Annotated in this window: 25 protein-coding genes; 12 read left to right on the forward strand and 13 right to left on the reverse strand. The window is 58.6% G+C overall.

Annotation, left to right across the window (positions count from 1 at the left end; translation table 11 throughout):
- Positions 1–133 precede the first annotated feature (133 nt).
- Entirely contained in the window at positions 134–1,198 is a 1,065-nt protein-coding gene (locus tag ASG55_RS20035) for an NAD(P)H-dependent flavin oxidoreductase (RefSeq protein ID WP_056789622.1), read from the reverse strand.
- 206 nt (positions 1,199–1,404) lie between these two features.
- Here ASG55_RS20035 and acuI point away from each other — a divergent pair, with 206 nt between their 5' ends.
- Positions 1,405–2,388, forward strand: a complete 984-nt coding sequence (gene acuI / locus ASG55_RS20040; protein WP_056789624.1) for an acrylyl-CoA reductase (NADPH) — start codon at positions 1,405–1,407, stop codon at positions 2,386–2,388.
- Here acuI and ada read toward each other — a convergent pair.
- From ada to ASG55_RS20055, 4 genes are all read right to left on the reverse strand, one after another.
- On the reverse strand, positions 2,378–3,439 hold the full coding sequence (gene ada, locus ASG55_RS20045; protein WP_056789627.1) for a bifunctional DNA-binding transcriptional regulator/O6-methylguanine-DNA methyltransferase Ada: 1,062 nt from the start codon (positions 3,437–3,439) through the stop codon (positions 2,378–2,380). The two genes, acuI and ada, sit on opposite strands and share 11 nt — an antisense overlap.
- Before the next feature lie 80 nt (positions 3,440–3,519).
- Positions 3,520–4,191: a DNA oxidative demethylase AlkB gene (gene alkB, locus ASG55_RS20050; RefSeq protein WP_056789629.1), complete on the reverse strand. Its 672-nt coding sequence runs from the start codon at positions 4,189–4,191 to the stop codon at positions 3,520–3,522.
- Positions 4,192–4,199: 8 nt separating this feature from the next.
- On the reverse strand, positions 4,200–4,370 hold the full coding sequence (locus tag ASG55_RS27030; protein WP_016774926.1) for a hypothetical protein: 171 nt from the start codon (positions 4,368–4,370) through the stop codon (positions 4,200–4,202).
- A gap of 28 nt (positions 4,371–4,398) precedes the next feature.
- A complete protein-coding gene (locus tag ASG55_RS20055) occupies positions 4,399–4,701 on the reverse strand; it encodes a DUF1883 domain-containing protein (protein WP_007912251.1) in 303 nt (100 codons plus the stop codon).
- A gap of 211 nt (positions 4,702–4,912) precedes the next feature.
- Between ASG55_RS20055 and ASG55_RS20060 the strand changes: the two genes are divergently transcribed.
- The gene (locus ASG55_RS20060) at positions 4,913–5,269 is read left to right on the forward strand and encodes a hypothetical protein (protein WP_016774925.1); all 357 of its coding nucleotides are present in this window, start codon (positions 4,913–4,915) and stop codon (positions 5,267–5,269) included.
- 72 nt (positions 5,270–5,341) lie between these two features.
- The gene (locus tag ASG55_RS20065; RefSeq protein ID WP_016774924.1) at positions 5,342–5,572 is read left to right on the forward strand and encodes a hypothetical protein; all 231 of its coding nucleotides are present in this window, start codon (positions 5,342–5,344) and stop codon (positions 5,570–5,572) included.
- Positions 5,573–5,575: 3 nt separating this feature from the next.
- Here ASG55_RS20065 and ASG55_RS20070 read toward each other — a convergent pair whose 3' ends face one another.
- On the reverse strand, positions 5,576–5,863 hold the full coding sequence (locus tag ASG55_RS20070; RefSeq protein WP_056789632.1) for a hypothetical protein: 288 nt from the start codon (positions 5,861–5,863) through the stop codon (positions 5,576–5,578).
- Between the two features lie 140 nt (positions 5,864–6,003).
- On the reverse strand, positions 6,004–6,189 hold the full coding sequence (locus ASG55_RS20075; RefSeq protein WP_016774922.1) for a hypothetical protein: 186 nt from the start codon (positions 6,187–6,189) through the stop codon (positions 6,004–6,006).
- A gap of 258 nt (positions 6,190–6,447) precedes the next feature.
- On the opposite strand from ASG55_RS20075, the gene galU reads away from it, so the two are divergent.
- Entirely contained in the window at positions 6,448–7,287 is an 840-nt protein-coding gene (galU, locus tag ASG55_RS20080) for a UTP--glucose-1-phosphate uridylyltransferase GalU (RefSeq protein ID WP_024013124.1), read from the forward strand.
- Between the two features lie 129 nt (positions 7,288–7,416).
- Complete coding sequence (gorA, locus tag ASG55_RS20085) at positions 7,417–8,775, forward strand: glutathione-disulfide reductase (protein WP_056789635.1); 1,359 nt, start codon at positions 7,417–7,419, stop codon at positions 8,773–8,775.
- On the opposite strand, the gene ASG55_RS20090 is transcribed toward gorA, so the two are convergent.
- A complete protein-coding gene (locus tag ASG55_RS20090; protein WP_056789637.1) occupies positions 8,772–9,788 on the reverse strand; it encodes a DNA-binding protein in 1,017 nt (338 codons plus the stop codon). The genes gorA and ASG55_RS20090 overlap by 4 nt on opposite strands.
- 177 nt (positions 9,789–9,965) lie before the next feature.
- Here ASG55_RS20090 and ASG55_RS20095 point away from each other — a divergent pair, with 177 nt between their 5' ends.
- From ASG55_RS20095 to ahpF, 3 genes are all read left to right on the forward strand, one after another.
- Complete coding sequence (locus ASG55_RS20095; RefSeq protein WP_056789641.1) at positions 9,966–10,904, forward strand: site-specific integrase; 939 nt, start codon at positions 9,966–9,968, stop codon at positions 10,902–10,904.
- A gap of 137 nt (positions 10,905–11,041) precedes the next feature.
- On the forward strand, positions 11,042–11,605 hold the full coding sequence (gene ahpC, locus ASG55_RS20100) for an alkyl hydroperoxide reductase subunit C (protein WP_016774916.1): 564 nt from the start codon (positions 11,042–11,044) through the stop codon (positions 11,603–11,605).
- A gap of 124 nt (positions 11,606–11,729) precedes the next feature.
- Entirely contained in the window at positions 11,730–13,292 is a 1,563-nt protein-coding gene (gene ahpF, locus ASG55_RS20105) for an alkyl hydroperoxide reductase subunit F (protein WP_056789644.1), read from the forward strand.
- Between the two features lie 252 nt (positions 13,293–13,544).
- Here the strand turns inward: ahpF and gloA are convergent, their stop codons facing one another.
- Positions 13,545–14,066 (reverse strand): lactoylglutathione lyase, encoded by a 522-nt coding sequence (gene gloA / locus ASG55_RS20110; protein ID WP_039762746.1) that lies wholly within the window; start codon positions 14,064–14,066, stop codon positions 13,545–13,547.
- Between the two features lie 137 nt (positions 14,067–14,203).
- On the opposite strand from gloA, the gene ASG55_RS20115 reads away from it, so the two are divergent.
- Positions 14,204–14,722: a DUF4946 domain-containing protein gene (locus ASG55_RS20115; RefSeq protein WP_056789648.1), complete on the forward strand. Its 519-nt coding sequence runs from the start codon at positions 14,204–14,206 to the stop codon at positions 14,720–14,722.
- A 215-nt stretch (positions 14,723–14,937) separates the two neighbouring features.
- Here ASG55_RS20115 and ASG55_RS20120 read toward each other — a convergent pair whose 3' ends face one another.
- Together ASG55_RS20120 and ASG55_RS20125 are read right to left on the reverse strand one after the other, a co-directional pair.
- Positions 14,938–15,303, reverse strand: coding sequence for a histone-like nucleoid-structuring protein, MvaT/MvaU family (locus ASG55_RS20120; RefSeq protein ID WP_041480175.1), 366 nt, complete (start codon positions 15,301–15,303; stop codon positions 14,938–14,940).
- A 227-nt stretch (positions 15,304–15,530) separates the two neighbouring features.
- Positions 15,531–17,066, reverse strand: a complete 1,536-nt coding sequence (locus tag ASG55_RS20125) for an EAL domain-containing protein (protein WP_056789651.1) — start codon at positions 17,064–17,066, stop codon at positions 15,531–15,533.
- A 351-nt stretch (positions 17,067–17,417) separates the two neighbouring features.
- Between ASG55_RS20125 and hppD the strand changes: the two genes are divergently transcribed.
- Positions 17,418–18,494: a 4-hydroxyphenylpyruvate dioxygenase gene (gene hppD, locus ASG55_RS20130; protein WP_016774910.1), complete on the forward strand. Its 1,077-nt coding sequence runs from the start codon at positions 17,418–17,420 to the stop codon at positions 18,492–18,494.
- A 173-nt stretch (positions 18,495–18,667) separates the two neighbouring features.
- Here hppD and rarD read toward each other — a convergent pair whose 3' ends face one another.
- Together rarD and ASG55_RS20140 are read right to left on the reverse strand one after the other, a co-directional pair.
- Positions 18,668–19,549 (reverse strand): EamA family transporter RarD, encoded by an 882-nt coding sequence (rarD, locus tag ASG55_RS20135; protein WP_056789655.1) that lies wholly within the window; start codon positions 19,547–19,549, stop codon positions 18,668–18,670.
- 289 nt (positions 19,550–19,838) lie between these two features.
- The gene (locus ASG55_RS20140) at positions 19,839–21,149 is read right to left on the reverse strand and encodes an MFS transporter (protein WP_056789658.1); all 1,311 of its coding nucleotides are present in this window, start codon (positions 21,147–21,149) and stop codon (positions 19,839–19,841) included.
- Positions 21,150–21,320: 171 nt separating this feature from the next.
- Here ASG55_RS20140 and ASG55_RS20145 point away from each other — a divergent pair, with 171 nt between their 5' ends.
- Both ASG55_RS20145 and ASG55_RS20150 read left to right on the forward strand, forming a co-directional pair.
- Positions 21,321–22,442: a sugar diacid recognition domain-containing protein gene (locus ASG55_RS20145; RefSeq protein WP_056789661.1), complete on the forward strand. Its 1,122-nt coding sequence runs from the start codon at positions 21,321–21,323 to the stop codon at positions 22,440–22,442.
- Positions 22,443–22,680: 238 nt separating this feature from the next.
- A complete protein-coding gene (locus ASG55_RS20150; RefSeq protein WP_056789664.1) occupies positions 22,681–23,820 on the forward strand; it encodes a glycerate kinase in 1,140 nt (379 codons plus the stop codon).
- Positions 23,821–23,853: the final 33 nt, after the last annotated feature.

The following is a 23,853-nucleotide window of genomic DNA, read 5'->3' on the forward strand; positions in this document are numbered from 1 at the left end:
GTAAAGGCTCCGTGATCGGCATTGAATGCTTTGCTTTGGATAACGCCGATACACGGGCGCAATCGCTGTATACGGAAATATATAGCGATATGCCGCCAAGTGGCGAGGGAATAAATCCGCTCGCCGCGTAGATTCAATGACGGTTGAGTTTCGCCAATGCGCCCTCGGCGAGTTGCCGGGTCAGTTCAGCGCTGCCGATATCCTTGCCCAACGTCAGCGCCTGACCGGCCCACAGATTGGCAAAATCGGCGTCATCCTTGGCTCGCAGCGGCATCAGCGCGCCGCCGGCCAACGGGAAGGCTGGCGCTTGCGCTGACATCGGGCCGAGTTCGCGCATCGCCCGATTGACAATACCCCGCGCCGGACGTCCGGTGAAAATGTTGGTGATGGCGGTCTCGCTTTCCTTGGCGGTGCGCAGGGCCTTGTGGTGCGAGGCGCTGACCTTCGCCTCCGGGGTAAACAGAAACGCCGTGCCGACTTGCACCGCCGAGGCGCCGAGCATCAACGCGGCTGCTACGCCTCGGGCATCGCTAATCGCACCCGCCGCAATCACCGGCACCTTCACCGCGTCGACCACCTGCGGCACCAGTGCAAAGGTGCCGACCTGGCTGCTCAGATCATCGCTGAGAAACATCCCGCGATGCCCGCCCGCCTCATAACCCATGGCGATGATCGCATCGCAGCCGTGTTGCTCCAGCCAGATCGCTTCTTCGACCGTGGTGGCAGATGAAAGGATTTTCGCCCCGGTTGCCTTGACCCGATCAAGCAGATTTTTCTCCGGCAACCCGAAATGAAAACTCACCACTTCGGGGCGGAATTCTTCGAGCACGGCACACGCAGTCTCGTCGAAAGGAGCACGGTTGGACACCGGCGTCGGCGCCTCGAAATCGGCACCGAGTTCGCGGTAGTAAGGTTCGAGCAGATTTTTCCAGTCCCGGGCTCGCTGCTCATCAGGCGCCGGTGGCTGATGGCAGAAGAAATTGACGTTGAACGGCTTGGTGGTGTGCTGGCGAATCGTCTTCAGTTCTTCGCGCAGTTGCTCGATGCTCAGCATCGCTGCGGGCATTGAACCGAGGCCGCCGGCATTGCACACGGCAATCACCATCGAAGAATTGGTCGCACCGGCCATCGGGCCTTGGATGATCGGCAGTTCGATACCGAGAAGATCAAGGATACGGGTGTCTGGCCACTGGCTCATAAAGCAATTCTCCGAACGATGAAACGGGCAGGGACGGCAAGCGGTTTTAGCAGCAAAACCGGCTGCGGGGCCAGTCTGAAATTCTGAACATTACGTGCAGTTTTTCAGCGTCGGTGTGGGTGGCTTAGCGAAAGTCGAGTGTGGCAATGTGTTGCGATGTGTTATTTCAGGGCACGCTTTCTTCCCATTATTTTCGAGAGGCCGTCATGTTCAATGCCATTCTGATCGACAAAGATGACAGCGGTTATCGCGCCAATCTGCAGCAAATCGATGAGCAGCAACTGCCCGAAGGCAACGTCAGCGTGAACGTCGCGTACAGCACCCTGAATTTCAAAGATGGCCTGGCGATCACCGGCAGCAGCCCGGTGGTGCGCAAGTTCCCCATGGTTCCGGGGATCGATCTGGCGGGGACTGTCGAGTCCAGTTCGCATGCCGATTTCAAGGCGGGCGACCGAGTGTTGCTCAACGGCTGGGGCGTCGGTGAGAGCCACTGGGGCGGGCTGGCGCAAAAGGCTCGGCTTAATGGTGACTGGCTTATTCCGTTGCCCGAAGCTTTCACGCCGGCGCAAGCCATGGCCATCGGCACCGCAGGCTACACGGCAATGCTGTGCATTCTGGCGCTGGAGCGCCATGGCCTGACACCGGATCACGGCGAAGTGCTGGTCACCGGCGCCAATGGCGGGGTCGGCAGCTTTGCCATCGCCTTGCTCAGCAATTTGGGCTATCGGGTGGTGGCGTCCACGGGGCGGGTGTCCGAGCATGAATACCTGCAGCAATTGGGTGCTGCCGAAATCATCGATCGAGCCACCTTGTCCGAACCGGGCAAGCCGTTGGCGAAAGAGCGCTGGGCGGCGGTGGTCGATTCGGTCGGTAGTCATACGCTGGCGAATGCTTGCGCCAGCACACGCTCGGAAGGCGTGGTCGCGGCATGCGGGTTGGCGCAAGGCATGGATTTCCCGGCCTCGGTAGCACCGTTCATTCTGCGCGGCGTAACGCTGGCCGGGATCAACAGCGTGACCCAGCCCAAGGCGCGCCGTATCGAGGCCTGGGGCCGACTGGCCAAGGATCTGGATTTCTCGTTATTGCAATTGATCAGTCACGAAATCAGCTTGAGCGAAGCCCTTGAGGCCGCGCCCAGATTACTCGCCGGGCAACTGCGGGGCAGGGTGGTGGTCGACGTCAATCGTTGAGTTCGCGCTCAAGCAGTTGGCGTTTGCGCTCGACGCCCCAGCGGTAGCCGGAAAGATTGCCGTCACTGCGCACCACGCGGTGGCAGGGAATCGCCACCGCCAAACGGTTGGCCCCGCAAGCCTGGGCCACGGCGCGCATCGAAGTCGGCGCGCCGATGCGTTGCGCGATTTCGGCGTAACTTGCGGTGCTGCCTGCGGGGATCTCACGCAGCGCCTGCCAGACGCGCTCCTGAAACGCTGTGCCGCGTATATCCAGCGGCAAGTTCAGGCCCGTCGCGGGCGCTTCAACAAAGCCGACGACGCTGGCGATCAACTGTTCAAATTCGCGGTCGGCGCCGATCAGGTTGGCCTTGCGAAACTGATCCTGCAGGTTGCAGACCAGCTGATGCGGATCGTCGCCGAGCAGAATCGCGCAGATCCCACGTTCGCTTTGCGCCACCAGAATCGCCCCCAGCGAGCATTGGCCAACGGCAAAGCGAATGTCGTTGTTCTGCCCGGCAGCGCGATAGTCGGTGGGCTTCATGCCCAGCAGTTGATCGGCTGATTCGTAAAAGCGGCTGTTGGAATTGAAGCCAGCGTCATACAGCGCGTCGGTCACCGAGCCGCCGTCCGCCAGGCGCGCACGCAGTTTGCGTGAGCGATGCGCCGTGGCGTAAGCCTTGGGCGTCAGGCCGGTCGCGGCTTTGAATAGCCGGTGGAAATGAAAAGGGCTGAGGCCAGCGGTGGCCGCGAGGTTGTTGAGCGCCGGCAGCGTCTCACAGGTCTCGATCTGCCGACAGGCTGCAGCCACGATCGCTGCATGCTGCGCATCACTCTGATCCTTGCTGGCGCGTTTGCTTGGCCGATACCCGGCAGCTTCGGCCAGTTCGGCGCTGTCGAAAAACTCGACGTTCTGCGGTTTCGGCAGGCGCGCAAGACTGCTCGGCCGGCAATAGACACCAGTAGTTTTTACCGCATAGACAAATTGCCCGTCGGCACGCGGATCGCGCGCCACCACAGCGGCCCAGCGAGGATCGTGCTCAATGCTGATTGTCTTCGAAAGCGTGTCCATGAGAGGGGATCCGTTGACCTGTTTGAGTCAGGTTAACCAGCATCGTAACCCGCAACACTCCGCGCCTTGCGGTCAAACTTTTATTGAACGCCCGCGACGCGGAAGGTGATGTTGATGCGCCGCTCGCCCAAGAGCGGGTGACGGCCAGGTTTGATTGGCAGCACGCCGTGATAGCGCAGGCGGTCCACGCCGCCCCAGACCACCATGTCGCCATGCAACAGCGGAATGCGCTGGGTTTTATCGCTGCGTTCGAAGCCGCCGAACAGAAACATTGCCGGCAAACCTAGCGACAGCGAAACGATGGGCGCGGCATAACCTTTTTCGTCTTTGTCCTGATGCAGCGACATCTTGGCGCCGGGGACGTACTGGTTGATCAGGCAGGAGTCGGCTTGAAAATCCGTAAACCCGGCGCGTTCCGCCGCCTCGTGCGCCAGATCGGCAAACACCGCCGGCATCGACGGCCACGGCAAGCCGCTGAGTGGATCGACGCTGGAATAGCGGTAACCGCTGCGATCGGTGATCCAGCCCAGCTGTCCGCAACTGCTGGTGCCGACCGACATGCTGAAACCGCCGGGCGTGACCATGTGGCGTAGCGGGGCGGCGGCAAGAATGGCGTCGAGCCCGGTCAGCAGTTGCTCGACCTGCGGCAAGGCGAACCCGCGCAGCACCCACGATTGTTCGCCGATCTGCTCGGCGCGGGCTTGCTGTACGGGTTCGTTGTCGGCGAACAGGTCAAACGTGGTCGGTTGCATGGTGTTGGTTACAGCGCTTTGCTGACCTTGATGTCACTGAGCTCTTCGTCAGCGTGCATTTTCTTCAGCGCCGCCTTCGCTTCCTCGTCAGTGCCGGTTTCCAGTTCAGCGAATTCGAAACGCTGTTCACCGTCCAGTTTGTACTTGATCACGTATTTGGTTTTTTGCGCCACGGTCATGTTTCCCTTTCAGAATAGGCTGCGCGTCTCAGCTCAGTTTAGTGCTGGAGCGACGGATGATCTTGATCGAGTGGGTCAGCGTCGGCTTGCGCGTCACGCTGATTGCGCGGCGGTTGACGGTGTCGATGGTGATGTTCCAGAAGCCGGTGCTCGGCGCAGTGATGCGTGCCGGGAACGTGTCGAACGCGCCGCCGTGGTAGGTGTGACGGCCGCCGTTTTTGAAGCTGCGGAAGTTGGCGTCGTTCATCAAACGGATGTTGCACATCTGCGAGCATTGAATGACGACGATGTCGTCTTCGTTGAGGTGCTCGCGCTGGTGAATGAATTTCATGGGCGCCTCCAGAAGGGCTTTTTCTACTAAATCAAAACGATAGCTTGTCGATGGGCGCAGTTTATCAGCCCGCACGGGTTATTATCTGGCCGTCGGGCGTTGCTTTGACAAATTTTGAACAGAACTTCGCCATGGCGGGCGGGTTAAATGCACAAGGCCCCGGAGAAAAGCGGCATTTGTGCTGTCGGACGGTCTTTAACGGAGGATTTATATGAAGTGGGGTGTGGTGTGTGTGCCGTTGATTCTGGCGATGGCCGGTTGTGCAAATGTTTCCGAAATCAATGAAACGCTGCCAACCATGAGCGTGATCTCCGGCAAAAAGCCCCAGGAGTATGCGCAGTGTCTGACCGACAAGCTCGCTGACAGTCGTGGTGCGTTGCAAGTCCAGCCGCAGAAGGACGGTGTACGAGTCATCGTTCCCGGCAAACTTTCGTCAGGCCCGGCAGCCGTGTTTGATATCGAAGATCGCGCCGGCGGCAGCAGCATCAAGCTGCATGAGCGGATGTCCAACGTGCCGGTTCGCCCTCGCGATGTACAGAAAGCTGCGAACGCCTGTATTTCCGGCTGATAGACTAGCGAACATCAGCACCCGATGCCGTCACAGTCCTGCTGTGGCGGCATTGTCATATATGGAGTCGCAATGAAGCGAGAGCACGTGCGGGAGCGCCACGCAGAGGGCCTTATCTCTGCCACTCATGTCATCCAGAACCCGGCGAATCCGGGTGAATGGATCGTGTTTTTCAAGAAGAGTGCAGGGCGCAGCTACTTTTTGGTGGATGACAATGACGAGGTCGAGTCCTTCAATCGGCTCGACGACCTGATCGAGGTCGTCCGTGGCCTCGGGATCAAATTCGCCGAAATCCACATGTAAGGTTTACTTGCAGACGACCACGACGTTACGGGTCTTGTAATTGCCAATGTCAACGCCCAGGGTTTTGTCATCTTCCTTGGGCGCCGGTGTGCCATCAGTGCCGACGATGCGATAGCCGGTGCCGGCGCAGGAGGCATCGGCCTTTTCGTAGCACATGGCCCATGAGTTGGCTTCGCCGGAACAGTCGATGCTCAGACCCTGTTCGCCATTGTTCAGATAGGTGGGCTGCGAAGTGGCACAGCCGCTCAGTACCAATACCGCGAAAAGCGGCTGCAGTTTGTTCAGGTTCATGGTTGCGAGGTCTTCAAGTGGGGGACTGGTTGCTCTGACAGCGCCGCGATGAAAAGGTTATAGCGATTGGCCACTTGTTTGCCAACAAAGCACAAAAAAGCCCTGCATGCTGGCAGGGCTTGGCGCAAGTGCTAAAAGGATCAGTCCTGATCTTTGCCTCGGCGCTTGGAAGAAGCAGGCGTATCAGTGAACACCGAGGCCACATCTGTTGCCATCTGCTCGCTGTCGAAAGGCCCGGCGATATGTTCGCCATTGGTAGTGGTCAGCGTCCACTTGCCGTCTTTCTTGTCGATCACATACCCGTTGATGATTTTTACCGCAGCCATCTAGTCTGTCTCATTCGCTGGTTCAAAGGCGCCATGATAGCGGCAAATGCTCGCAATGGGGGCTGATAAGCGTATGGTGATCCTGTTTGCCCGGATCTTGAGCTACGCTGACGCCGCCGCTGAAATACCCGGATGGAACTATCCGAGCGAATATTTCTCTATGTTGGCATCGGTTAGCCAGCGCGGGGCATTGTAAGGCGCACGCCGCCTGATTAGACTGCCCCGAAACTCGTACACACAGCCTTTTCAAGGACTTATATGATCAAGAAATGCTTGTTTCCAGCAGCCGGTTACGGCACTCGCTTCCTCCCAGCGACCAAAGCCATGCCTAAAGAAATGCTGCCGGTGGTAAACAAGCCACTGATCCAGTACGGCGTTGAAGAAGCACTGGACGCGGGCCTGACGGAAATCTCCATCGTCACCGGCCGTGGCAAGCGTGCTCTGGAAGACCACTTCGACATCAGTTACGAGCTGGAAAACCAGATCAAGGGCACCGACAAGGAAAAGTACCTGGTCGGTATCCGCAAGCTGTTGGACGAGTGCTCGTTCTCCTACACCCGTCAGACCGAAATGAAAGGTCTGGGCCACGCAATCCTGACTGGCCGCCCACTGATCGGTGACGAACCGTTCGCCGTGGTCCTGGCGGATGACCTGTGCGTCAACATCGACGGCGACGGCGTACTGACCCAGATGGTCAAGCTGTACAAGCAGTTCCGCTGCTCGATCGTCGCGATCCAGGAAGTCGATCCGCAGGAAACCAACAAGTACGGTGTCATCGCCGGCGAAATGATCCGCGACGACATCTACCGCGTGCACAGCATGGTCGAGAAGCCAAAGCCGGAAGACGCGCCGTCGAACCTGGCGATCATCGGTCGTTACATCCTGACCCCGGACATCTTCGATCTGATCGAGCAGACCGAACCAGGCAAGGGCGGCGAAATCCAGATCACCGACGCCCTGATGAAGCAGGCCCAGAACGGCTGCGTCATGGCCTACAAGTTCAAGGGCAAGCGTTTCGACTGCGGTGGTGCTGAAGGCTACATCGACGCGACCAACTTCTGCTTCGAAAACTTCTACAAGACTGGCAAAGCTTACTAATAGCATCTGCCTCGTCTGCAAAAGAAAGCCACCTTCGGGTGGCTTTTTCATTTTCCGCCCTTATATGGATGGCAGTGCTTGCCCAATGAATGGCTGCGGGTATGCTGATGGCCTGCCGAGGAGATAGAAATGGCCTACGATTTTGACCTTTATGTGATTGGTGCCGGTTCCGGCGGTGTGCGGGCTGCGCGGTTTGCCGCCGGCTTCGGGGCGAAAGTGGCGGTGGCCGAAAGCCGTTACCTGGGCGGCACCTGCGTCAACGTCGGCTGCGTGCCGAAAAAGCTGTTGGTCTACGGCGCGCACTTTGCCGAGGACTTCGAGCAGGCGTCCGGTTTCGGCTGGAACCTGGGCGAAGCCAACTTCGACTGGGCCACGCTGATCGCCAACAAGGATCGCGAGATCAATCGCCTTAACGGCATTTATCGCAATCTGCTGGTCAACAGTGGCGTGACCCTGCACGAGGCGCACGCGAAAATCGTCGGGCCGCACGAGGTCGAGGTTAATGGCGAGCGCTTCACCGCAAAGCACATTCTGATCGCCACCGGCGGCTGGCCGCAGATCCCTGAAATTCCGGGGCATGAGCATGCGATCGGTTCGAATGAAGCGTTCTTCCTCAAAGAGCTGCCCAAGCGTGTGCTGGTGGTCGGCGGCGGTTATATTGCCGTCGAGTTCGCCGGAATTTTCCATGGCCTCGGCGCCAACACCACGCTGCTGTATCGCGGCGATCTGTTCCTGCGCGGCTTCGACGGTGCGGTGCGCAAGCATCTGCAAGAGGAGTTGACCAAGCGTGGCCTCGATCTGCAATTCAATGCCGACATTGCGCGCATCGACAAGCAGGCCGACGGTAGCTTGAAGGCGACGCTCAAGGATGGTCGCGTACTCGAAGCCGACTGCGTGTTCTACGCCACCGGCCGCCGTCCGATGCTGGACAATCTGGGCCTGGAAAACACCGATGTGCAGCTCGACGACAAGGGCTTTATCAAAGTCGACGACGAGTATCAAACCACCGAGCCGTCGATTCTGGCGCTGGGCGACGTCATTGGTCGCGTGCAACTGACCCCGGTCGCTCTGGCCGAAGGTATGGCCGTGGCGCGGCGTCTGTTCAAGCCGGAGCAATACCGTCCGGTGGACTACAAGATGATTCCGACCGCCGTGTTCAGCCTGCCGAACATCGGCACGGTCGGTTTGAGCGAAGAAGAAGCGCGCGAGTGCGGCCACGAGGTGGTTATTTTCGAGAGCCGCTTCCGGCCGATGAAGCTGACCCTGACTGACTGCCAGGAGAAAACCCTGATGAAGTTGGTGGTCGACGCCAAAACCGACAGGGTGCTTGGCTGCCACATGGTCGGCCCGGACGCTGGCGAGATCGTGCAAGGTCTGGCGATCGCCTTGAAGGCCGGCGCGACCAAGCGCGACTTCGACGACACCATCGGGGTGCACCCGACGGCCGCCGAAGAGTTCGTCACCATGCGTACGCCGGTCAGCGCTTAAGCATCTGTCGCTTTGGCCGAGTCTGGCGCTGCCGCAACGGTAGCCGCCAGACGCTGGCTGTCTTCAAGGCTTGCCTGAACCTTGAGCAATTCCTTTTCCAATGACTGATTGAGCTGCGTTTGTTCGTCGACGCTCTGCTTGAGCGCCTGGCTTTCCAGTGCCGCCACGCGCAGACGTTCCTGGAGGAGGGTGCGCTCGCTATCCATGCGCGTGGCCTGCTCGAGCAACTGATCCTGACGCTGATTGCTGTGCTTGAGCTGATCCTGCACAAGATTCAGCTCGCGCTGAGTGCCACGGTTTTCGGTGAGCAAGCGTTCGTTGTCACGGTGCAACTGCGTGATCTCGTCCTGGCGCACCAACGCGCTCTGCTGGGCTTGACGCAATTCTGCCTGTATCTGCTGAAGTTGCCCTTCATGGCGGGCCTGCTCCTGCTCGCGCTGTTCCTTGGTTGCGTTACGGTAATGCTCAAGCGCATCGCGGGCGTGCAGGTGCTTCTCTTCCAGTGAGCGGATCTGTTCGTCCTTGTCCTGCAAGCGCAATTCAAAGTCGGCCAATGCCTGGTTGAGGCCGGCGTTGCGCGTCTGTTCGGTTTGCAGCATCGAGCGGGTGTTGCTCAGCGCTTCGGATTCGCGTTGCAGCGCGGCGCCTTGAATGTCGTGCTCATGCTCGAGTTTTTCCAGCGCCTGGCGCGTCTGCTTCAGCTCGGCTTCCAGTGCTTGGCGTTGTTCCTCGAACTGTTCGCGGGCTTGCTCGATGGGTTCCTGTGCTTGTTCTTTCAGGCGCTGGGCGAGTCGAGAGACGAGGGCGGTGAGCTCATCATCGATCGGTTCTGCCGACGCCTCATTCGGCTGGGCGCCGTCGTCCAGTTCTTTCAGATAGCGATGGATCGTGGTTTTCGAGCCGGTGTTGCCCATTTCAATGCGTACTGCATCGATGCTTGGGTGTTCGCCGCGAGCCAGGATCGCTGTGCGTGCGATTTGCACCAGTGCTTTGGTAATGCCGCCACGGGCCATGTGAACTCCTACGTTTACGTACTGTGGTACATGCCACTGATGTACACAGTGTACCATGCTGAAAATATAGGTAAATCGTTAAGGTAAAACAGGCGGGATATACTGGTATTACCCAATGTCAGGGGGCAAAATGCGCCTCTGCATGCCTGAACCCGTACGCCAGCGAGAAAACTGCCCATGAGCGACATTGATCGATATCTGCAAGCCGCCACCCGGGACAACACTCGCCGCAGCTATCGCATGGCCATCGAGCACTTCGAGGTGACGTGGGGCGGATTTCTGCCGGCTACTGCCGACAGCGTTGCGCGATATCTGGTGGCACACGCTGGCGTGTTGTCGATCAACACGCTGAAGCTGCGTCTGTCGGCGCTGGCGCAGTGGCACAACAGTCAGGGTTTTGCCGATCCGACCAAGGCGCCAGTGGTGCGCAAGGTGTTCAAGGGCATCCGTGCTTTGCACCCTGCGCAGGAAAAACAGGCTGAGCCGCTGCAATTGCAGGATCTGCAGCGCGTGATCGATTGGCTTGAGCAGGAGGTGCAGACGGCCCGGGAAGAACAGGACCGCCCGACCTTGCTCAAGGCGTATCGGGATCGCGCGCTGATTCTGTTGGGCTTCTGGCGCGGCTTTCGTAGCGACGAATTGTGCCGTTTGCAAATCGAGCATGTGCAGGCGAGCGCTGGCAAGGGCATCACTCTGTATCTGCCGCGCAGCAAGGGCGACCGGGAGAACCTCGGGCAGACCTACCAGGCCCCGGCGCTGCTGAAGCTGTGCCCGGTGCAGGCCTATATCGATTGGATTACAGAGGCTGCGCTGGTACGCGGCGCGGTGTTCCGCAGCATTGATCGCTGGGGCAATCTGAGCGAGGAGGGGCTGCACGCCAACAGCATCATTCCGCTGTTGAGACAGGCGTTGCAGCGCGCCGGGATTGCCGCCGCCAACTACACCAGCCATTCACTGCGGCGTGGCTTTGCCACATGGGCGCATCAAAGCGGCTGGGACCTGAAATCGTTGATGAGTTATGTTGGCTGGAAGGACATGAAATCCGCCATGCGCTATGTTGAGGTCAGCCCATTCCAGGGAATGGCTCGGATTATGGATAAGCCGGATCAGCCGTAGAGATCGTTTTCTTCTATTAATACAGTCAGCTAATAGCGAAAACAAATCAGCAGTATCAGGTTTGCCAATGAGCCTTCCGTCGAGTGAGTGGGTAGGATTCACCCATCAACTTCATAACCCCTGACGGAGAGTCATCGATGCCTATCATCAACAGCCAAGTAAAACCGTTCAAAGCTACCGCGTTCAAAAACGGCGACTTCGTTCAAGTCTCGGATGCTGACTTGAAAGGCAAGTGGTCCGTAGTGTTCTTCTACCCAGCCGACTTCACCTTCGTGTGCCCAACCGAGCTGGAAGACCTGGCTGACAACTACGCTGAGTTCAAGAAGCTGGGCGTGGAAATCTACAGCGTTTCGACCGACACCCACTTTGCTCACGCTGCCTGGCACAACACTTCGCCAGCCATCGGCAAAATCGAATACACCATGATCGGCGACCCTACCCACGTCATCTCGCGCAACTTCGACGTGCTGATCGAAGAAGCTGGTCTGGCTGACCGTGGCACCTTCGTGATCAACCCTGAAGGCCAGATCAAAATCGTTGAACTGAACGATGGCGGCGTTGGCCGTGACGCTTCCGAGCTGCTGCGCAAAATCAAGGCTGCTCAGTATGTCGCTGCACACCCAGGCGAAGTTTGCCCGGCCAAGTGGAAAGAAGGCGAGGCCACTCTGGCTCCGTCGCTGGACCTGGTCGGCAAGATCTAAGTCTGTGACATGCAATGCAGGGCGGCACGCCGCACCTTCTTAAGTTAGCTGCACCGCCCAATAAAAATGCCCGGGCGAGATTCGCTCGGGCTTTTTTTCGCCTCAAATAAAGGAAATCGCCCGTATGTTGGACGCCAATCTTAAAGCCCAGTTGAAATCGTACCTGGAACGGGTCACCCAACCGATCGAGATCGTTGCATCCCTCGACGACGGTGCGAAATCCCGTGAAATGCTGGACCTGCTGAAAGACGTTGCCAGTCTTTCGAGCCTAATTACCCTGATCGACAGCGGTGACGATGCCCGCAAGCCATCGTTCTCGATCAATCGCCCCGGAGCCGACATCAGTCTGCGTTTCGCCGGCATTCCAATGGGCCACGAATTCACCTCGCTGGTGCTGGCCCTGCTGCAAGTCGGCGGCCACCCGTCGAAGGCCAGCGTTGAAGTGATCGAGCAGATCCGCTCGCTCAAAGGCGAGTTCAGCTTCGAGACTTACTTCTCGCTGTCTTGCCAGAACTGCCCGGACGTCGTTCAGGCGCTGAACCTGATGGCCGTGCTCAACCCGAATATCCGCCACGTCGCCATCGACGGCGCGCTGTTCCAGGACGAAGTCAACGATCGCAAGATCATGGCTGTGCCGAGCATCTACCTCAATGGCGAAAACTTCGGTCAGGGCCGCATGGGCCTGGAGGAAATTCTCGCCAAACTCGACACCGGCGCTATTGAGCGTCAGGCCGAGAAGATCAGCGCCAAAGAAGCCTTTGACGTGCTGGTCGTTGGTGGTGGCCCGGCGGGTGCTTCGGCCGCTATCTACGCCGCACGTAAAGGCATCCGCACCGGTGTCGCGGCTGAGCGCTTCGGCGGTCAGGTGCTGGATACCATGGCCATCGAGAACTTCATTTCCGTGCAGGAAACCGAAGGGCCGAAACTGGCCACGGCGCTGGAAGAACACGTCAAGCAGTACGACGTCGACATCATGAATCTGCAACGCGCTGACAAGCTGATCCCGGGCAAGAATGGCGAGCTGCATGAAGTCCACTTCGCCAGCGGTGCAACCCTGAAAGCCAAGAGCGTGATTCTCGCGACCGGCGCACGCTGGCGCGAAATGAACGTTCCGGGCGAGCAGGAATACCGCAACAAAGGCGTGGCGTACTGCCCGCACTGCGACGGCCCGCTGTTCAAGGGCAAGCGCGTAGCGGTGATCGGCGGCGGTAACTCCGGCGTTGAAGCGGCGATCGATCTGGCCGGTATCGTGGCGCACGTAACGCTGCTGGAATTCGACGTGCAACTGCGTGCCGACGCCGTGCTGCAACGCAAGCTGCACAGCCTGTCGAACGTTACCGTGATCACCAGTGCGCAAACCACTGAAGTCACCGGCAATGGCGAGAAGGTCAACGGCCTGCGCTACAAGGACCGCACTACCGATGAACTGCGCACGGTTGAGCTGGAAGGCATCTTCGTGCAGATCGGTCTGCTGCCGAACACCGATTGGCTGAAGGGCACCATCGAGCTGTCGCCGCGTGGCGAGATCATTGTCGACAACCGTGGCGAGACTTCCATTGCGGGGATCTTTGCAGCGGGTGACGTGACGACTGTGCCGTACAAGCAGATCGTGATTGCAGTGGGCGAGGGCGCCAAGGCTTCGCTGAGTGCGTTCGATCACTTGATCCGGACTTCGGCCCCGGCGTAACTGCCAGGTCGGAAACGAAAAAACCCATGAGCGATCATGGGTTTTTTATTGCGCGTGGAAAGCCACCCCTCACCCCAGCCCTCTCCCGAGGGAGAGGGAGCCGACCGAGGTGTCTGAAGTCATCCATCGACCTGAGAGAGCCGGTCGATTATGAATTCACCGCCAATCGTTCAAGTCGGCGTAATTCTCCAACATCCCGCAATCAGTCCCCTCTCCTTCTGGGAGAGGGCTAGGGTGAGGGGCTTTCAGCTTTTACAGCGGCGCAGGCTGAATGATCTCGACCCAGTAGCCATCCGGGTCCTTGATGAACGCCAGGCTCTTCATCCGGCCGTCGGTCAGGCGCTTCTGGAAATCGCAACCCAGCTCTTCAAAGCGTGCACACGCTGCGACGATGTCCGGCACCGAAATGCAGATGTGACCAAAGCCACGCGGATCGGTGTTGCCATTGTGATAGGCGAAGTCGGCATCGTTTTCGGTACCGTGGTTGTGGGTCAATTCGAGAATGCCTGGAATCGATTTCATCCATTCGGTACGCGCAGCAGCATCGGCCGGGATCTGCGCTTTATCGACCAGCGCAAGGAAGTACAGGCTGAATTCGGCTTCCGGAAAATCACGCTTCTCGACCAGCGAGAAACCCAGGACGCGGGTGTAGAAATCCAGCGACTTGGTGATGTCCTTCACGCGCAGCATGGTGTGGTTGAACACGAAGTTGCGGGTTGCGCTGTCTGGCGTGGCGGTCACGCCGGGGAAAGTGTTCAGTTCGTTGAGGCTCATGGGCCCTCCAATAACAATGGGCGAGTGAATGGGCGCAATGATACGCATGCCGGCCGGCATCGCCAAATGCAAGGCGGGCTTGCCCTGCGCGAGGGCGGGGCTCAGACTTTGCTCTCTACCTTCGAGTGCGTCCGGCAATGATCCGACTGTTCAAATCCGTGTTTGTTTTTTTTGCTTTGTCATTGGCCGTGGTTTTCCCGGCCATGGCCGAACCGAGCATCACCTGGCCGGCGGGCTGGAAGGTTGAAATGTTGCCGGATACCGCGCCGCCAGTCTCGCGGCAAAGGGCGGTGAAGCTCGATGCCGACGGCAATCAGGTGATGGTGATGGAGTTGACCATGACGCAAGTGGAGCCGGGGCATCAGGTCAATTTGCAAGGCGTGTTGCTGGAGATGCGCAAGTCCATCCAGAAGGATTTCTTCCGCAGTGGTTATCAGAGCGTCTGCAACCGAATCCATCCGGCTGCGCTCGGATCATTGACCGGGTTGGAGACGACCTGCACGATCACCGAGAACGGCCGGCACGTATTATCACAAACGCTGGTGGCCGCCGTGGAAACAGACAAGGTTTATGTACTTTCATATGCCGGTCAGGCTGAGGTTTATAAGGCGAGCGCCGACGACATAGAGGCGGCACGTAACAGCCTGAAATTATAAACGTCCGTACTAACTCGCGGTGTTATGAATGCCGGAAAGGATTAAGCACAAAGTTTGATTCATCGTTTGCAGCAACATCGCGCAGCAAAATGTTTAGCGTGATGACTCAGTAACGTTACACATTTTTCTAACTTGTTCGATGAAAATCATTTCATTTGTTAGATATTGTCAATAAAAAAGCCCTGCATCGCGCAGGGCTTTTTGTTGGCGTCAGATTAACCGCGCAACCATGAATCCACGGTGGCCGCACCGTACTGTTCTTTCCAGGCTTTCAGGCCGCGATGGTTGCCGCCCTTGGTTTCGATCAGCTCGCCAGTGTGCGGGTTCTGGTAAACCTTGACGACGCGGGCGCGGCGGGTCTTCGGCGCTGGGGCGGCCTGCAGACCGGACTTCGCCGGGTTCGGGTCGAGGATGGCGATGATGTCTTTCAGGCCTTTGCCATAGGTTTTCATCAGTCCCTGGAGCTTTTCTTCGAATTCGATTTCTTTCTTGAGCCCGGCGTCATTCTTCAGTGACTCCAGCTGTTTGAGCTGTTCCTGAAGGGCCTTTTCAGCTGCGCGAAATTCAGCGAGTCTGGACAATATCTTTACTCCAATAGTGTGTTTGGCTGATACCAACCGCAAACAAAGCTATAAGCCAAGAGCCTGGAAGCGACTCGGTGATAATTGGCTCACCTGTCAGTCTGGCTCAGGTTGAAAAAATTGTAGTAGTTAATGCGACAAGAGTAAATCCTGATGTTGTCGCCATGTAACAACAATGACTTTTTGTATCAATTTGGTGCGGTTGTTGGACGGGCTATGCTAATGAGTTAACGATCACTTAATGCGCTGATGAAATCTGCTGCCGGCATTGGCTTGGCAAACAAATAGCCTTGCATGAAATCCACCTGATGCTCCGTCAGGTAATCGGCTTGGGCCTGTGTTTCGACACCTTCGGCAACAATGGCCAGATCCAGCTTTGCCGACAGTTCAATGATGGAGTCGAGAATATGTCGTGATAGCGCATCGATGCCGATCATGGCGACAAAGCTCTGATCGATCTTGAGAAAGTCGACCTTGAAGGCGCGCAAGTAGCCGAGGCTTGAGTGGCCAGTACCAAAATCGTCGATCGCGATTTTCACTCCAAGTGCGTGCAATTGCTCAAACAGTTGCAGGGTCATCTCATTCGGTTCGATCAGCTCGCGCTCCGTCAATTCCAGCACCAGTTCGACGCTGCCGGGCGCAAACGCCGCCAGGAGGTCGCGACAGTCTTCGACCAGTTCCAGATCCTTGCAATGGCTGGCAGTGATGTTGATGCCGATATGGAAAGGTTTGGCGAAGGCCGCAGAATGCGGTCCCAGCAGGGCGGCAGTCTGTTGCATCAGCGCGCGGGTCATCGGCACGATCAAGCCTGAATGCTCGGCAAATGGAATGAACAGATCCGGGCGTACGAGGCCCTCTTTCGGGTGATTCCAGCGCATCAGCACTTCAGCGCCGGACCACTGCTTGCTGTCACCGTGAACCACCGGCTGGAAATAAGGAATGAATTCCCCGGCCTCGAGTGCGCGAAGCATTTCGTGACTGGGCGAGTTCGAGCGTTTCTGCACGACATGGCCGATGGCGCCCGAGATCACGCCGAAAAATATCAGCAGGCTGAACAACGGCGGATAATTGGCCGCCATGTAACGCCAGGTTTCTCCCTCGGGGAAACCCGCCGACACGTTGAAACCGTATCGTTCGGATTCGAGCATGCTATGCGCGACTGGCAAAGCGGGCAGGGGCCCTTGATGCACTCTGCCGTCGGCGGACAGCCAGTTATCGCCCACTTGCAACATCAGTAATGTCTGGCGGCCGATCAGGCGCAGGATGTTGCTCAGGTGATAACCATCAAGCGTGGTCAGCGCGCCGCCACGACCGTCGCTGAGGCGGTAGATCAACAATGCCGTGTCGGGAGTGACGGGATTGCCGTTCATCAACCACAGTTTGCCTTGATGATAGTCCCCGGCATTGACCGCTTCCTTGAACTGCCCGAACAGTGAGCTGCAGTAGAGCGTGTTGTCCCAGACCAGATTGGTCGAGCGCACGAAGGGGCGGCGGGTCACTTGTTCGCGCAGGGCCAGTTTCACGTCTTCGCAATTTTTCCCGGCCAGAGGCAGCAGAACCCGAGCGGCTTCTGCCGTGTTGTCGAGCATCAGATCGAACTGTTGCAACGCTTGTTCGGCCGTTTCCCCGGCACTTTGCTCCAGCGTTCGTTTTGCCTGCATATAAAGAATCCCACTGCCCAGAACGATTGGCAGCAGACCGCTGAGCAAAGTCACGGCGATTCGGGTGCTGCGTTTGCGGCGGGATCGGTGGGTCAGTGGCATGGACACATCCTGTGGTTTAAAAATCCGACCCGATAAACAATTGAGCCAGAGAGGAGAATAGATGGCAGATGGCGCTTGCGCCGTAGGTAAAAAAGCGGATTTTATACAGAGGGCAGACAGGTCTGGTTACGCTGTGTAGAATCGGGTTACGCATACAATAATAATCGTCTTCTGGCAGCAGAAGCCTCGCCCGCAAGAGCCTTGGGTCGACAATGAAGATATTCGGGTTTCAACTGATCTACGGAGACTTCCTCGCGCGCAGCGTGCGTGGCATCTCCTGCGCGCCGCCCTCCACATCACTTTCCTGACAAATAACCCTGGTTAATTGATAAGAAATGATGAGGCGTCACCATGGCAGATTTATACGAAAACCCAATGGGCCTGATGGGCTTTGAATTCATCGAGTTCGCAGCGCCGACTCCTGGCACACTGGAGCCGATCTTCGAGATCATGGGCTTCACCAAAGTCGCGACCCACCGTTCCAAGAACGTGCACCTGTATCGTCAGGGCGCAATCAACCTGATCCTCAATAACGAACCCAACAGCGTCGCCTCGTACTTCGCCGCCGAACACGGCCCGTCCGTTTGCGGCATGGCGTTTCGCGTGAAGGATTCGCAGAAGGCCTACTCGCGCGCGCTGGAGCTCGGCGCCCAGCCGATTCACATCGAGACCGGTCCGATGGAACTGAACCTGCCGGCAATCAAAGGCATTGGCGGCGCGCCGCTGTACCTGATCGACCGTTTCGGTGAAGGCAGCTCGATCTACGACATCGACTTCGTGTTCATCGAAGGCGTTGATCGCAACCCGGTCGGTGCCGGCCTGAAGATCATCGACCACCTGACCCACAACGTTTATCGCGGTCGCATGGCCTATTGGGCGAACTTCTACGAGAAGCTGTTCAACTTCCGTGAAATCCGTTACTTCGACATCAAAGGCGAATACACCGGCCTGACCTCGAAGGCCATGACCGCACCGGATGGCATGATCCGCATTCCGCTCAACGAAGAGTCGTCCAAGGGCGCCGGGCAGATCGAAGAGTTCCTGATGCAGTTCAATGGTGAGGGTATCCAGCACGTCGCGTTCCTCACCGACGACCTGATCAAGACCTGGGATCAACTGAAGAAAATCGGCATGCGCTTCATGACCGCGCCGCCGGATACCTACTACGAAATGCTCGAAGGTCGCCTGCCGAATCACGGCGAGCCGGTCGATCAGCTGCAATCGCGCGGCATCCTGCTCGATGGCGCATCGGAGCAGGGCGACAAGCGTCTGCTGCTGCAGATTTTCTCGGAAACCCTGATGGGGCCGGTGTTCTTCGAATTCATCCAGCGCAAGGGCGACGATGGCTTCGGCGAGGGCAACTTCAAGGCCTTGTTCGAATCGATCGAGCGTGACCAGGTGCGTCGTGGTGTGTTGACCACCGAGTAATCTGAAATGAAAAAATCCCGGCCTGCAGAAATGCAGGGCCGGGATTTTTTTGCTTCATACAAAACCTGTGGGAGCGAGCCTGCTCGCGAATGCGGACTTTCATTCAACACTCATGTTGACTGGTCTGACGACTTCGCGAGCAGGCTCGCTCCCACATTTGTCTTGTGTTGCATTCAAGAGCGGCGTTGGCGCATCAAGTGTTTGAAGCCTTCGAACACCAGCACCACAACCGCCAGCCAGATCGGGATGTAAGTCAGCCACTCGCCCGACTTGATGCTCTCTCCCAGCAACAATGCCACCGCGAGCAACAGCACCGGTTCGACATAACTCAACAACCCAAACAGACTGAACGGCAGCAAGCGGCTGGCGATGATATACACCACCAGCGCGGACGCACTGATCAGGCCGAGCAGTGGAATCAGCCACATCAGCCCCGGATATTGATCGAACACGGCCAGGCCCTGTTCGCCGCCCTGCACAAACCAGTAGGCGACCGGCAGCATCAGGGTCATGTCGACCCACAGGCCACCGAGGTTGTCGGTTTGCAGGTATTTGCGCAGTACGAAGTACAGCGGATAACCGACCACGACCATCAGCGTCGCCCAGGAAAATCCGCCAACCTGATACAGCTCGTTCAACACGCCAAGACTGGCGAAAAATACCGCGATTTTCTGCAGGTAAGACAGGCTCTCGCCATAGGCAATCCGCCCGGTCAGCACCATCGCCAGTGGCAACAGGAAATAGCCCAGTGATACATCCAGGCTGTAATCATTGAGCGGTGCCCACATGAACAGCCACAGCTGAACCCCGAGCAGGGCTGAAGAAACCAGCAGCCCGGCAATCAGCTTCGGCCTGGCTGCCATCAATCGGAACAGCTCCAGCACCCGCCGCCATTCCCCGGAAACCAGCATGAACACCGTCATGCACGGCACGGTCAGAAGCATGCGCCAGCCGAAGATTTCCACGCCGCTCAGAGGGGTCAGCAGCGACGTGTAGTAATACATGACGGCAAACAGCACGGAGGCTGAAACCGATAGAGCGATACCTTTAGACAAACTGTCCTCGCGACGTGATGGTTGAACGGGGCGCGCAGGATACGTGGTTTTTGTGCTGAATATTGAGCGGATGCTCATTATTTCCCACATCCTGGAGCCAAGCACAAAACCTGTGGGAGCGAGCCTGCTCGCGAAGAGGCCAGCAGATTCAGCATAGATGTTGCGTCGGCTGGCGCTATGCATGATTGCATCGCTTAAACGCAAAAGATCGCAACCTTCGGCAGTTCCTACAGGGAACGCATTCCACAGTAGCTGCCGAAGGCTGCGATCTTTTGATCTGCGCGTCTGATTAGGCCCGCAACGTCCGCGTCATCCGCAACGCCAGCAGACTCCCGCCGACGATCACCGCCGCCAGCACGTACAACGCTGCATCCGTCGAACCCGTGCTGTCCTTGACCCAACCCACCAGGTACGGGCTGAGGAACCCGGCCATCTGCCCCATCGAGTTGATCAGCGCCAGCCCACCAGCCGCTGCGCCCGCGCTCAGCATGGCGGTCGGCACCGGCCAGAACATCGGCAGACCGGTCAGTGCGCCCATGGTCGCTATGGTCAGGCCGAGAATCGCAATCGCCGGATTGGCCGCGAAATTCACCGCGATCACCAGCCCGACAGCGCCCATCAGCATCGGTACCACCAAGTGCCAGCGGCGCTCCTTGCGCAAGTCCGCCGAGCGGCCGACGACCAGCATGAACACCGCCGCGAGCAGGTACGGAATCGCACTCAGCCAGCCGATCACCAGGTTGTCGCTGAAGCCGAGGTTCTTGATGATCGACGGCAGCCAGAAGTTGATCGCGTACACGCCGCTCTGGATGCAGAAATAGATCAGGCCGAAGGCCCAGATCGCTGGGTTCTTGAACACCGCGAGCAGCGAGTCGGTGGCGGTTTTCGGTTTGTTGGCGAGGTCTTCGGCGTGGTCGGCTTCGAGCACCGAACGTTCATGGGCGGTCAGCCATTTGGCATTGGCGAAGCTGTCGCTCAACAGGAAATACGCCAGTGCGCCGAGGATCACCGTCGGAATGCCTTGCAGGAGGAACATCCACTGCCAGCCGGCCAGGCCACCCTGGCCAGCGGCGAAGTGGTTGAGAATCCAGCCGGAAAACGGGCTGCCGAGCAAACCGGAGACCGGGATTGCCGACATGAACAACGCCATGATCCGGCCACGGCGGAAGGTAGGGAACCACTGCGAGAGATACAGCACGACGCCCGGGAAGAACCCGGCTTCAGCGGCACCGGTGAAAAAGCGCAGGGTGTAGAACTCGGTCGGGGTGGTGACGAACAACAGGCAGGTCGACAGCGTGCCCCAGTTGATCATCATCAAGGCAATCCAGCGCCGAGGACCGAAGCGGGTCAGTGCCAGGTTGCTCGGCACGCCGCACAGCACATAACCGATGAAGAAAATCCCGGCGCCGAGGCCGTACACCGTTTCGCTGAATTTCAGTGCATCGAGCATCTGCAGTTTGGCGAAGCCGACGTTGACCCGGTCGAGGTAGTTGAACAGATAGCAGATGAAAATGAAGGGAATCAAACGCAGGGTGATGCGTTTGTAGACGGCGTTTTTACCGTCGTCGATGGTCTGGGTAGCTGCGGCGCTCTGCGACATAGCGGCTCTCTCTTTATTATGATTTTTTGCGATGCAAAGGGTAACGTTGATCGCCATGAGAGTCTCGGCCACCTTTGGCCGGATTGTCTTTGTGCCTGAGCACAGGGTTTGCCGCCAGACCCTGTGCGGCTGAACAACCGTTCGTGCCTGAACTGAAGGATTGCCGCCGCTATGTTCGAACTCGATCACGACCTTGCCCAGGACATCGTCGACCGGGCCATGGCCATTTTGCCGTACAACGTCAATGTCATGGACAGTCAGGGCCTGATCCTCGGCAGCGGTGAACCGGAACGCATCAACACCCGGCATGAAGGCGCGCAACTGGTGCTGGCCAACGGGCGTGTGGTGGAAATCGACGCGCAGACGGCGGTGCATCTCAAAGGTGTGCAACCGGGGATCAATCTGCCGCTGCTGCTCGATCAGCGCTTGATCGGCGTGCTCGGCATCACCGGCGAGCCGGAGCAATTGCGCACCTACGCCGAGCTGGTGCGCATGACCGCTGAAATGCTGGTCGGCCAGCGCAACCAGCAGGCCGAGCAACAATGGCGACGGCAGCGTTGCGATGATCTGCTGGCGTTGCTGCTGAGCGAGGCGGGGGATTCGCCGCGTCTGATCGATGAGGCGCAGCAACTAGGGCTCAAGCCGCAATTGACCCGGGTGCCGTATTTGTTTGAGCTGGGGCTCGAGCACGGCCCGGGGCAAACCGTCGAGGCACTGAGTGCGTGGCTGACCTCGCGTTACCCGGACAGTTGGTGCGTGAGTTCGGCGAAGTCTTCGTTGTTGTGGTGTCGCCCTGCGAGCCAGAACGTCGAGCACGATCGACTGCTGGAAAAACTCGATGGCCTCGGCTGGAAGATTTTGCGCATCGCCGTCGGCGGGCAGGCGGATGGTCTGGCAGGGTTGCGTCGCTGTTACCGACGAGTCGGCGATTTGCTCGCTTATGGTCGTGACGTGCTGCCGAATTCGAGACTGCTGACGCTCAATCGTTATCGCTTGCCGGTCATGCTGTGGCGTCATCGCAACGATGATGCGCTGGACGAACTGCTCAAGCCGCTGCGCCAGGTCATCGCCAAGGACAGCAACGGCCAGTTGCTGGCGACCCTGCGCAGTTGGTGCGAGCACGACGGGCAGAGCCAGGCCTGTGCCGAGGCGTTGGGCATTCATCGCAATAGTCTGCGTTATCGCATGGAGCGGATTGCCGAGTTGAGCGGGGTTGATCCGTTGAAGCTGGACGGGATGCTGGCGTTGTATCTTGGGGTGCAGCTGTTGCCGCAGACTGATCCATTGACATGAGTTGTCCTTGAGGCCGCCATCGCTGGCAAGCCAGCTCCCACAGGTCAGAAGGCGTTCATAACTTCCATAGTCACCGCAGAACCCTGTGGGAGCTGGCTTGCCAGCGATGAGGCCGGTACGACCAACGCATATCTTTTGTGGAAATGAACAATAAACGCCGACGCCACTTGTGCACTCGACCGGCGTCAAGGCGCAGGCCGACTGGCAGCATGAATGCCACTGCAACCGGAGAACTCCCATGAAAATCGTCATCGCCCCCGACTCGTTCAAGGACAGCCTGAGTGCCCAAGGCGTTGCCGAAGCCATCGCCCTCGGACTGGCCCAGGTCTGGCCGCAGGCGACGCTGATCAAATGCCCGATGGCCGATGGCGGCGAAGGTACGGTCGAGTCGATTCTTGCAGCCTGCGAAGGTGAGTTACGCCGCACCCGCGTGCGCGGTCCACTGGGCGCGCCGGTCGAAGCCGCATGGGGCTGGCTGCCGCACAACCACACCGCGATCATCGAAATGGCCGAGGCCAGCGGTCTGCAACTGGTCCCGCCGGGACAGCGCGATGCCTGCATCAGCAGCACGTTTGGCACAGGTGAATTGATTCGTGCAGCGCTGGATGCCGGCGCGCAACGGGTGATTCTGGCGATTGGCGGCAGCGCGACCAATGACGCCGGCGCCGGGGCGATGCAGGCGCTGGGGGTGAAGTTGCTGGATGCGCAGAATCAGTCGCTGGTGCCCGGCGGCCTCGCCTTGGCGCAACTGGCGCGACTGGATCTGAGTGGACTTGATCGACGTCTGGCCGATGTGCGTTTCGACATTGCCGCTGATGTCAACAATCCGCTCTGCGGCCCTCACGGCGCCTCGGCCATTTTCGGCCCGCAGAAAGGCGCATCGCCTGCGCAGGTTGAGCAGCTCGATCAGGCGCTGGGGCACTTCGCCGAGCTTTGCGCGCAAGCATTGGGCAGGGACGTGCGCGATGAACCGGGCAGCGGCGCGGCGGGTGGTCTGGGGTTTGCCGCCAAGGCTTTTCTCGGTGCGCAGTTTCAGGCGGGCGTCGAGGTGGTAGCGGAACTGGTCGGGCTCGCTGACGCGGTCAAGGGTGCGGATCTGGTGATTACCGGAGAAGGCCGCTTCGATGCGCAAACCCTTCGCGGCAAAACGCCGTTCGGTGTTGCGCGAGTTGCCAAACGACACGCTGTGCCGGTGATCGTGATTGCCGGGACCTTGGGCGAGGGCTATCAGGAGCTCTATCAACACGGCATCGACGCCGCTTTCGCCGTGACCAGCGGACCGATGACACTCGAACAAGCCTGCGCCGAAGCACCGCGCCTGCTGCGTGAACGCGCCACCGATATCGCTCGGGTCTGGCAACTCGCCGTCCAACGCTGATCGGCTTGCCTATGTAGGACCTGTCGAGTGCAA

Source organism: Pseudomonas sp. Leaf434 (assembly GCF_001425545.1).
In the GTDB taxonomy this organism is placed as follows: Bacteria; Pseudomonadota; Gammaproteobacteria; order Pseudomonadales; family Pseudomonadaceae; genus Aquipseudomonas; species Aquipseudomonas siliginis.

What these genes read in the sequence shown, in the direction of transcription:
- ASG55_RS20035 (WP_056789622.1), bottom strand. Translation starts at nt 1,198, where the DNA reads ATGAGCCAGTGGCCAGACACCCGTATCCTTGATCTTCTCGGTATCGAA.
- acuI (WP_056789624.1), top strand. Translation starts at nt 1,405, where the DNA reads ATGTTCAATGCCATTCTGATCGACAAAGATGACAGCGGTTATCGCGCC.
- ada (WP_056789627.1), bottom strand. Translation starts at nt 3,439, where the DNA reads ATGGACACGCTTTCGAAGACAATCAGCATTGAGCACGATCCTCGCTGG.
- alkB (WP_056789629.1), bottom strand. Translation starts at nt 4,191, where the DNA reads ATGCAACCGACCACGTTTGACCTGTTCGCCGACAACGAACCCGTACAG.
- ASG55_RS27030 (WP_016774926.1), bottom strand. Translation starts at nt 4,370, where the DNA reads ATGACCGTGGCGCAAAAAACCAAATACGTGATCAAGTACAAACTGGAC.
- ASG55_RS20055 (WP_007912251.1), bottom strand. Translation starts at nt 4,701, where the DNA reads ATGAAATTCATTCACCAGCGCGAGCACCTCAACGAAGACGACATCGTC.
- ASG55_RS20060 (WP_016774925.1), top strand. Translation starts at nt 4,913, where the DNA reads ATGAAGTGGGGTGTGGTGTGTGTGCCGTTGATTCTGGCGATGGCCGGT.
- ASG55_RS20065 (WP_016774924.1), top strand. Translation starts at nt 5,342, where the DNA reads ATGAAGCGAGAGCACGTGCGGGAGCGCCACGCAGAGGGCCTTATCTCT.
- ASG55_RS20070 (WP_056789632.1), bottom strand. Translation starts at nt 5,863, where the DNA reads ATGAACCTGAACAAACTGCAGCCGCTTTTCGCGGTATTGGTACTGAGC.
- ASG55_RS20075 (WP_016774922.1), bottom strand. Translation starts at nt 6,189, where the DNA reads ATGGCTGCGGTAAAAATCATCAACGGGTATGTGATCGACAAGAAAGAC.
- galU (WP_024013124.1), top strand. Translation starts at nt 6,448, where the DNA reads ATGATCAAGAAATGCTTGTTTCCAGCAGCCGGTTACGGCACTCGCTTC.
- gorA (WP_056789635.1), top strand. Translation starts at nt 7,417, where the DNA reads ATGGCCTACGATTTTGACCTTTATGTGATTGGTGCCGGTTCCGGCGGT.
- ASG55_RS20090 (WP_056789637.1), bottom strand. Translation starts at nt 9,788, where the DNA reads ATGGCCCGTGGCGGCATTACCAAAGCACTGGTGCAAATCGCACGCACA.
- ASG55_RS20095 (WP_056789641.1), top strand. Translation starts at nt 9,966, where the DNA reads ATGAGCGACATTGATCGATATCTGCAAGCCGCCACCCGGGACAACACT.
- ahpC (WP_016774916.1), top strand. Translation starts at nt 11,042, where the DNA reads ATGCCTATCATCAACAGCCAAGTAAAACCGTTCAAAGCTACCGCGTTC.
- ahpF (WP_056789644.1), top strand. Translation starts at nt 11,730, where the DNA reads ATGTTGGACGCCAATCTTAAAGCCCAGTTGAAATCGTACCTGGAACGG.
- gloA (WP_039762746.1), bottom strand. Translation starts at nt 14,066, where the DNA reads ATGAGCCTCAACGAACTGAACACTTTCCCCGGCGTGACCGCCACGCCA.
- ASG55_RS20115 (WP_056789648.1), top strand. Translation starts at nt 14,204, where the DNA reads ATGATCCGACTGTTCAAATCCGTGTTTGTTTTTTTTGCTTTGTCATTG.
- ASG55_RS20125 (WP_056789651.1), bottom strand. Translation starts at nt 17,066, where the DNA reads ATGCCACTGACCCACCGATCCCGCCGCAAACGCAGCACCCGAATCGCC.
- hppD (WP_016774910.1), top strand. Translation starts at nt 17,418, where the DNA reads ATGGCAGATTTATACGAAAACCCAATGGGCCTGATGGGCTTTGAATTC.
- ASG55_RS20140 (WP_056789658.1), bottom strand. Translation starts at nt 21,149, where the DNA reads ATGTCGCAGAGCGCCGCAGCTACCCAGACCATCGACGACGGTAAAAAC.
- ASG55_RS20145 (WP_056789661.1), top strand. Translation starts at nt 21,321, where the DNA reads ATGTTCGAACTCGATCACGACCTTGCCCAGGACATCGTCGACCGGGCC.
- ASG55_RS20150 (WP_056789664.1), top strand. Translation starts at nt 22,681, where the DNA reads ATGAAAATCGTCATCGCCCCCGACTCGTTCAAGGACAGCCTGAGTGCC.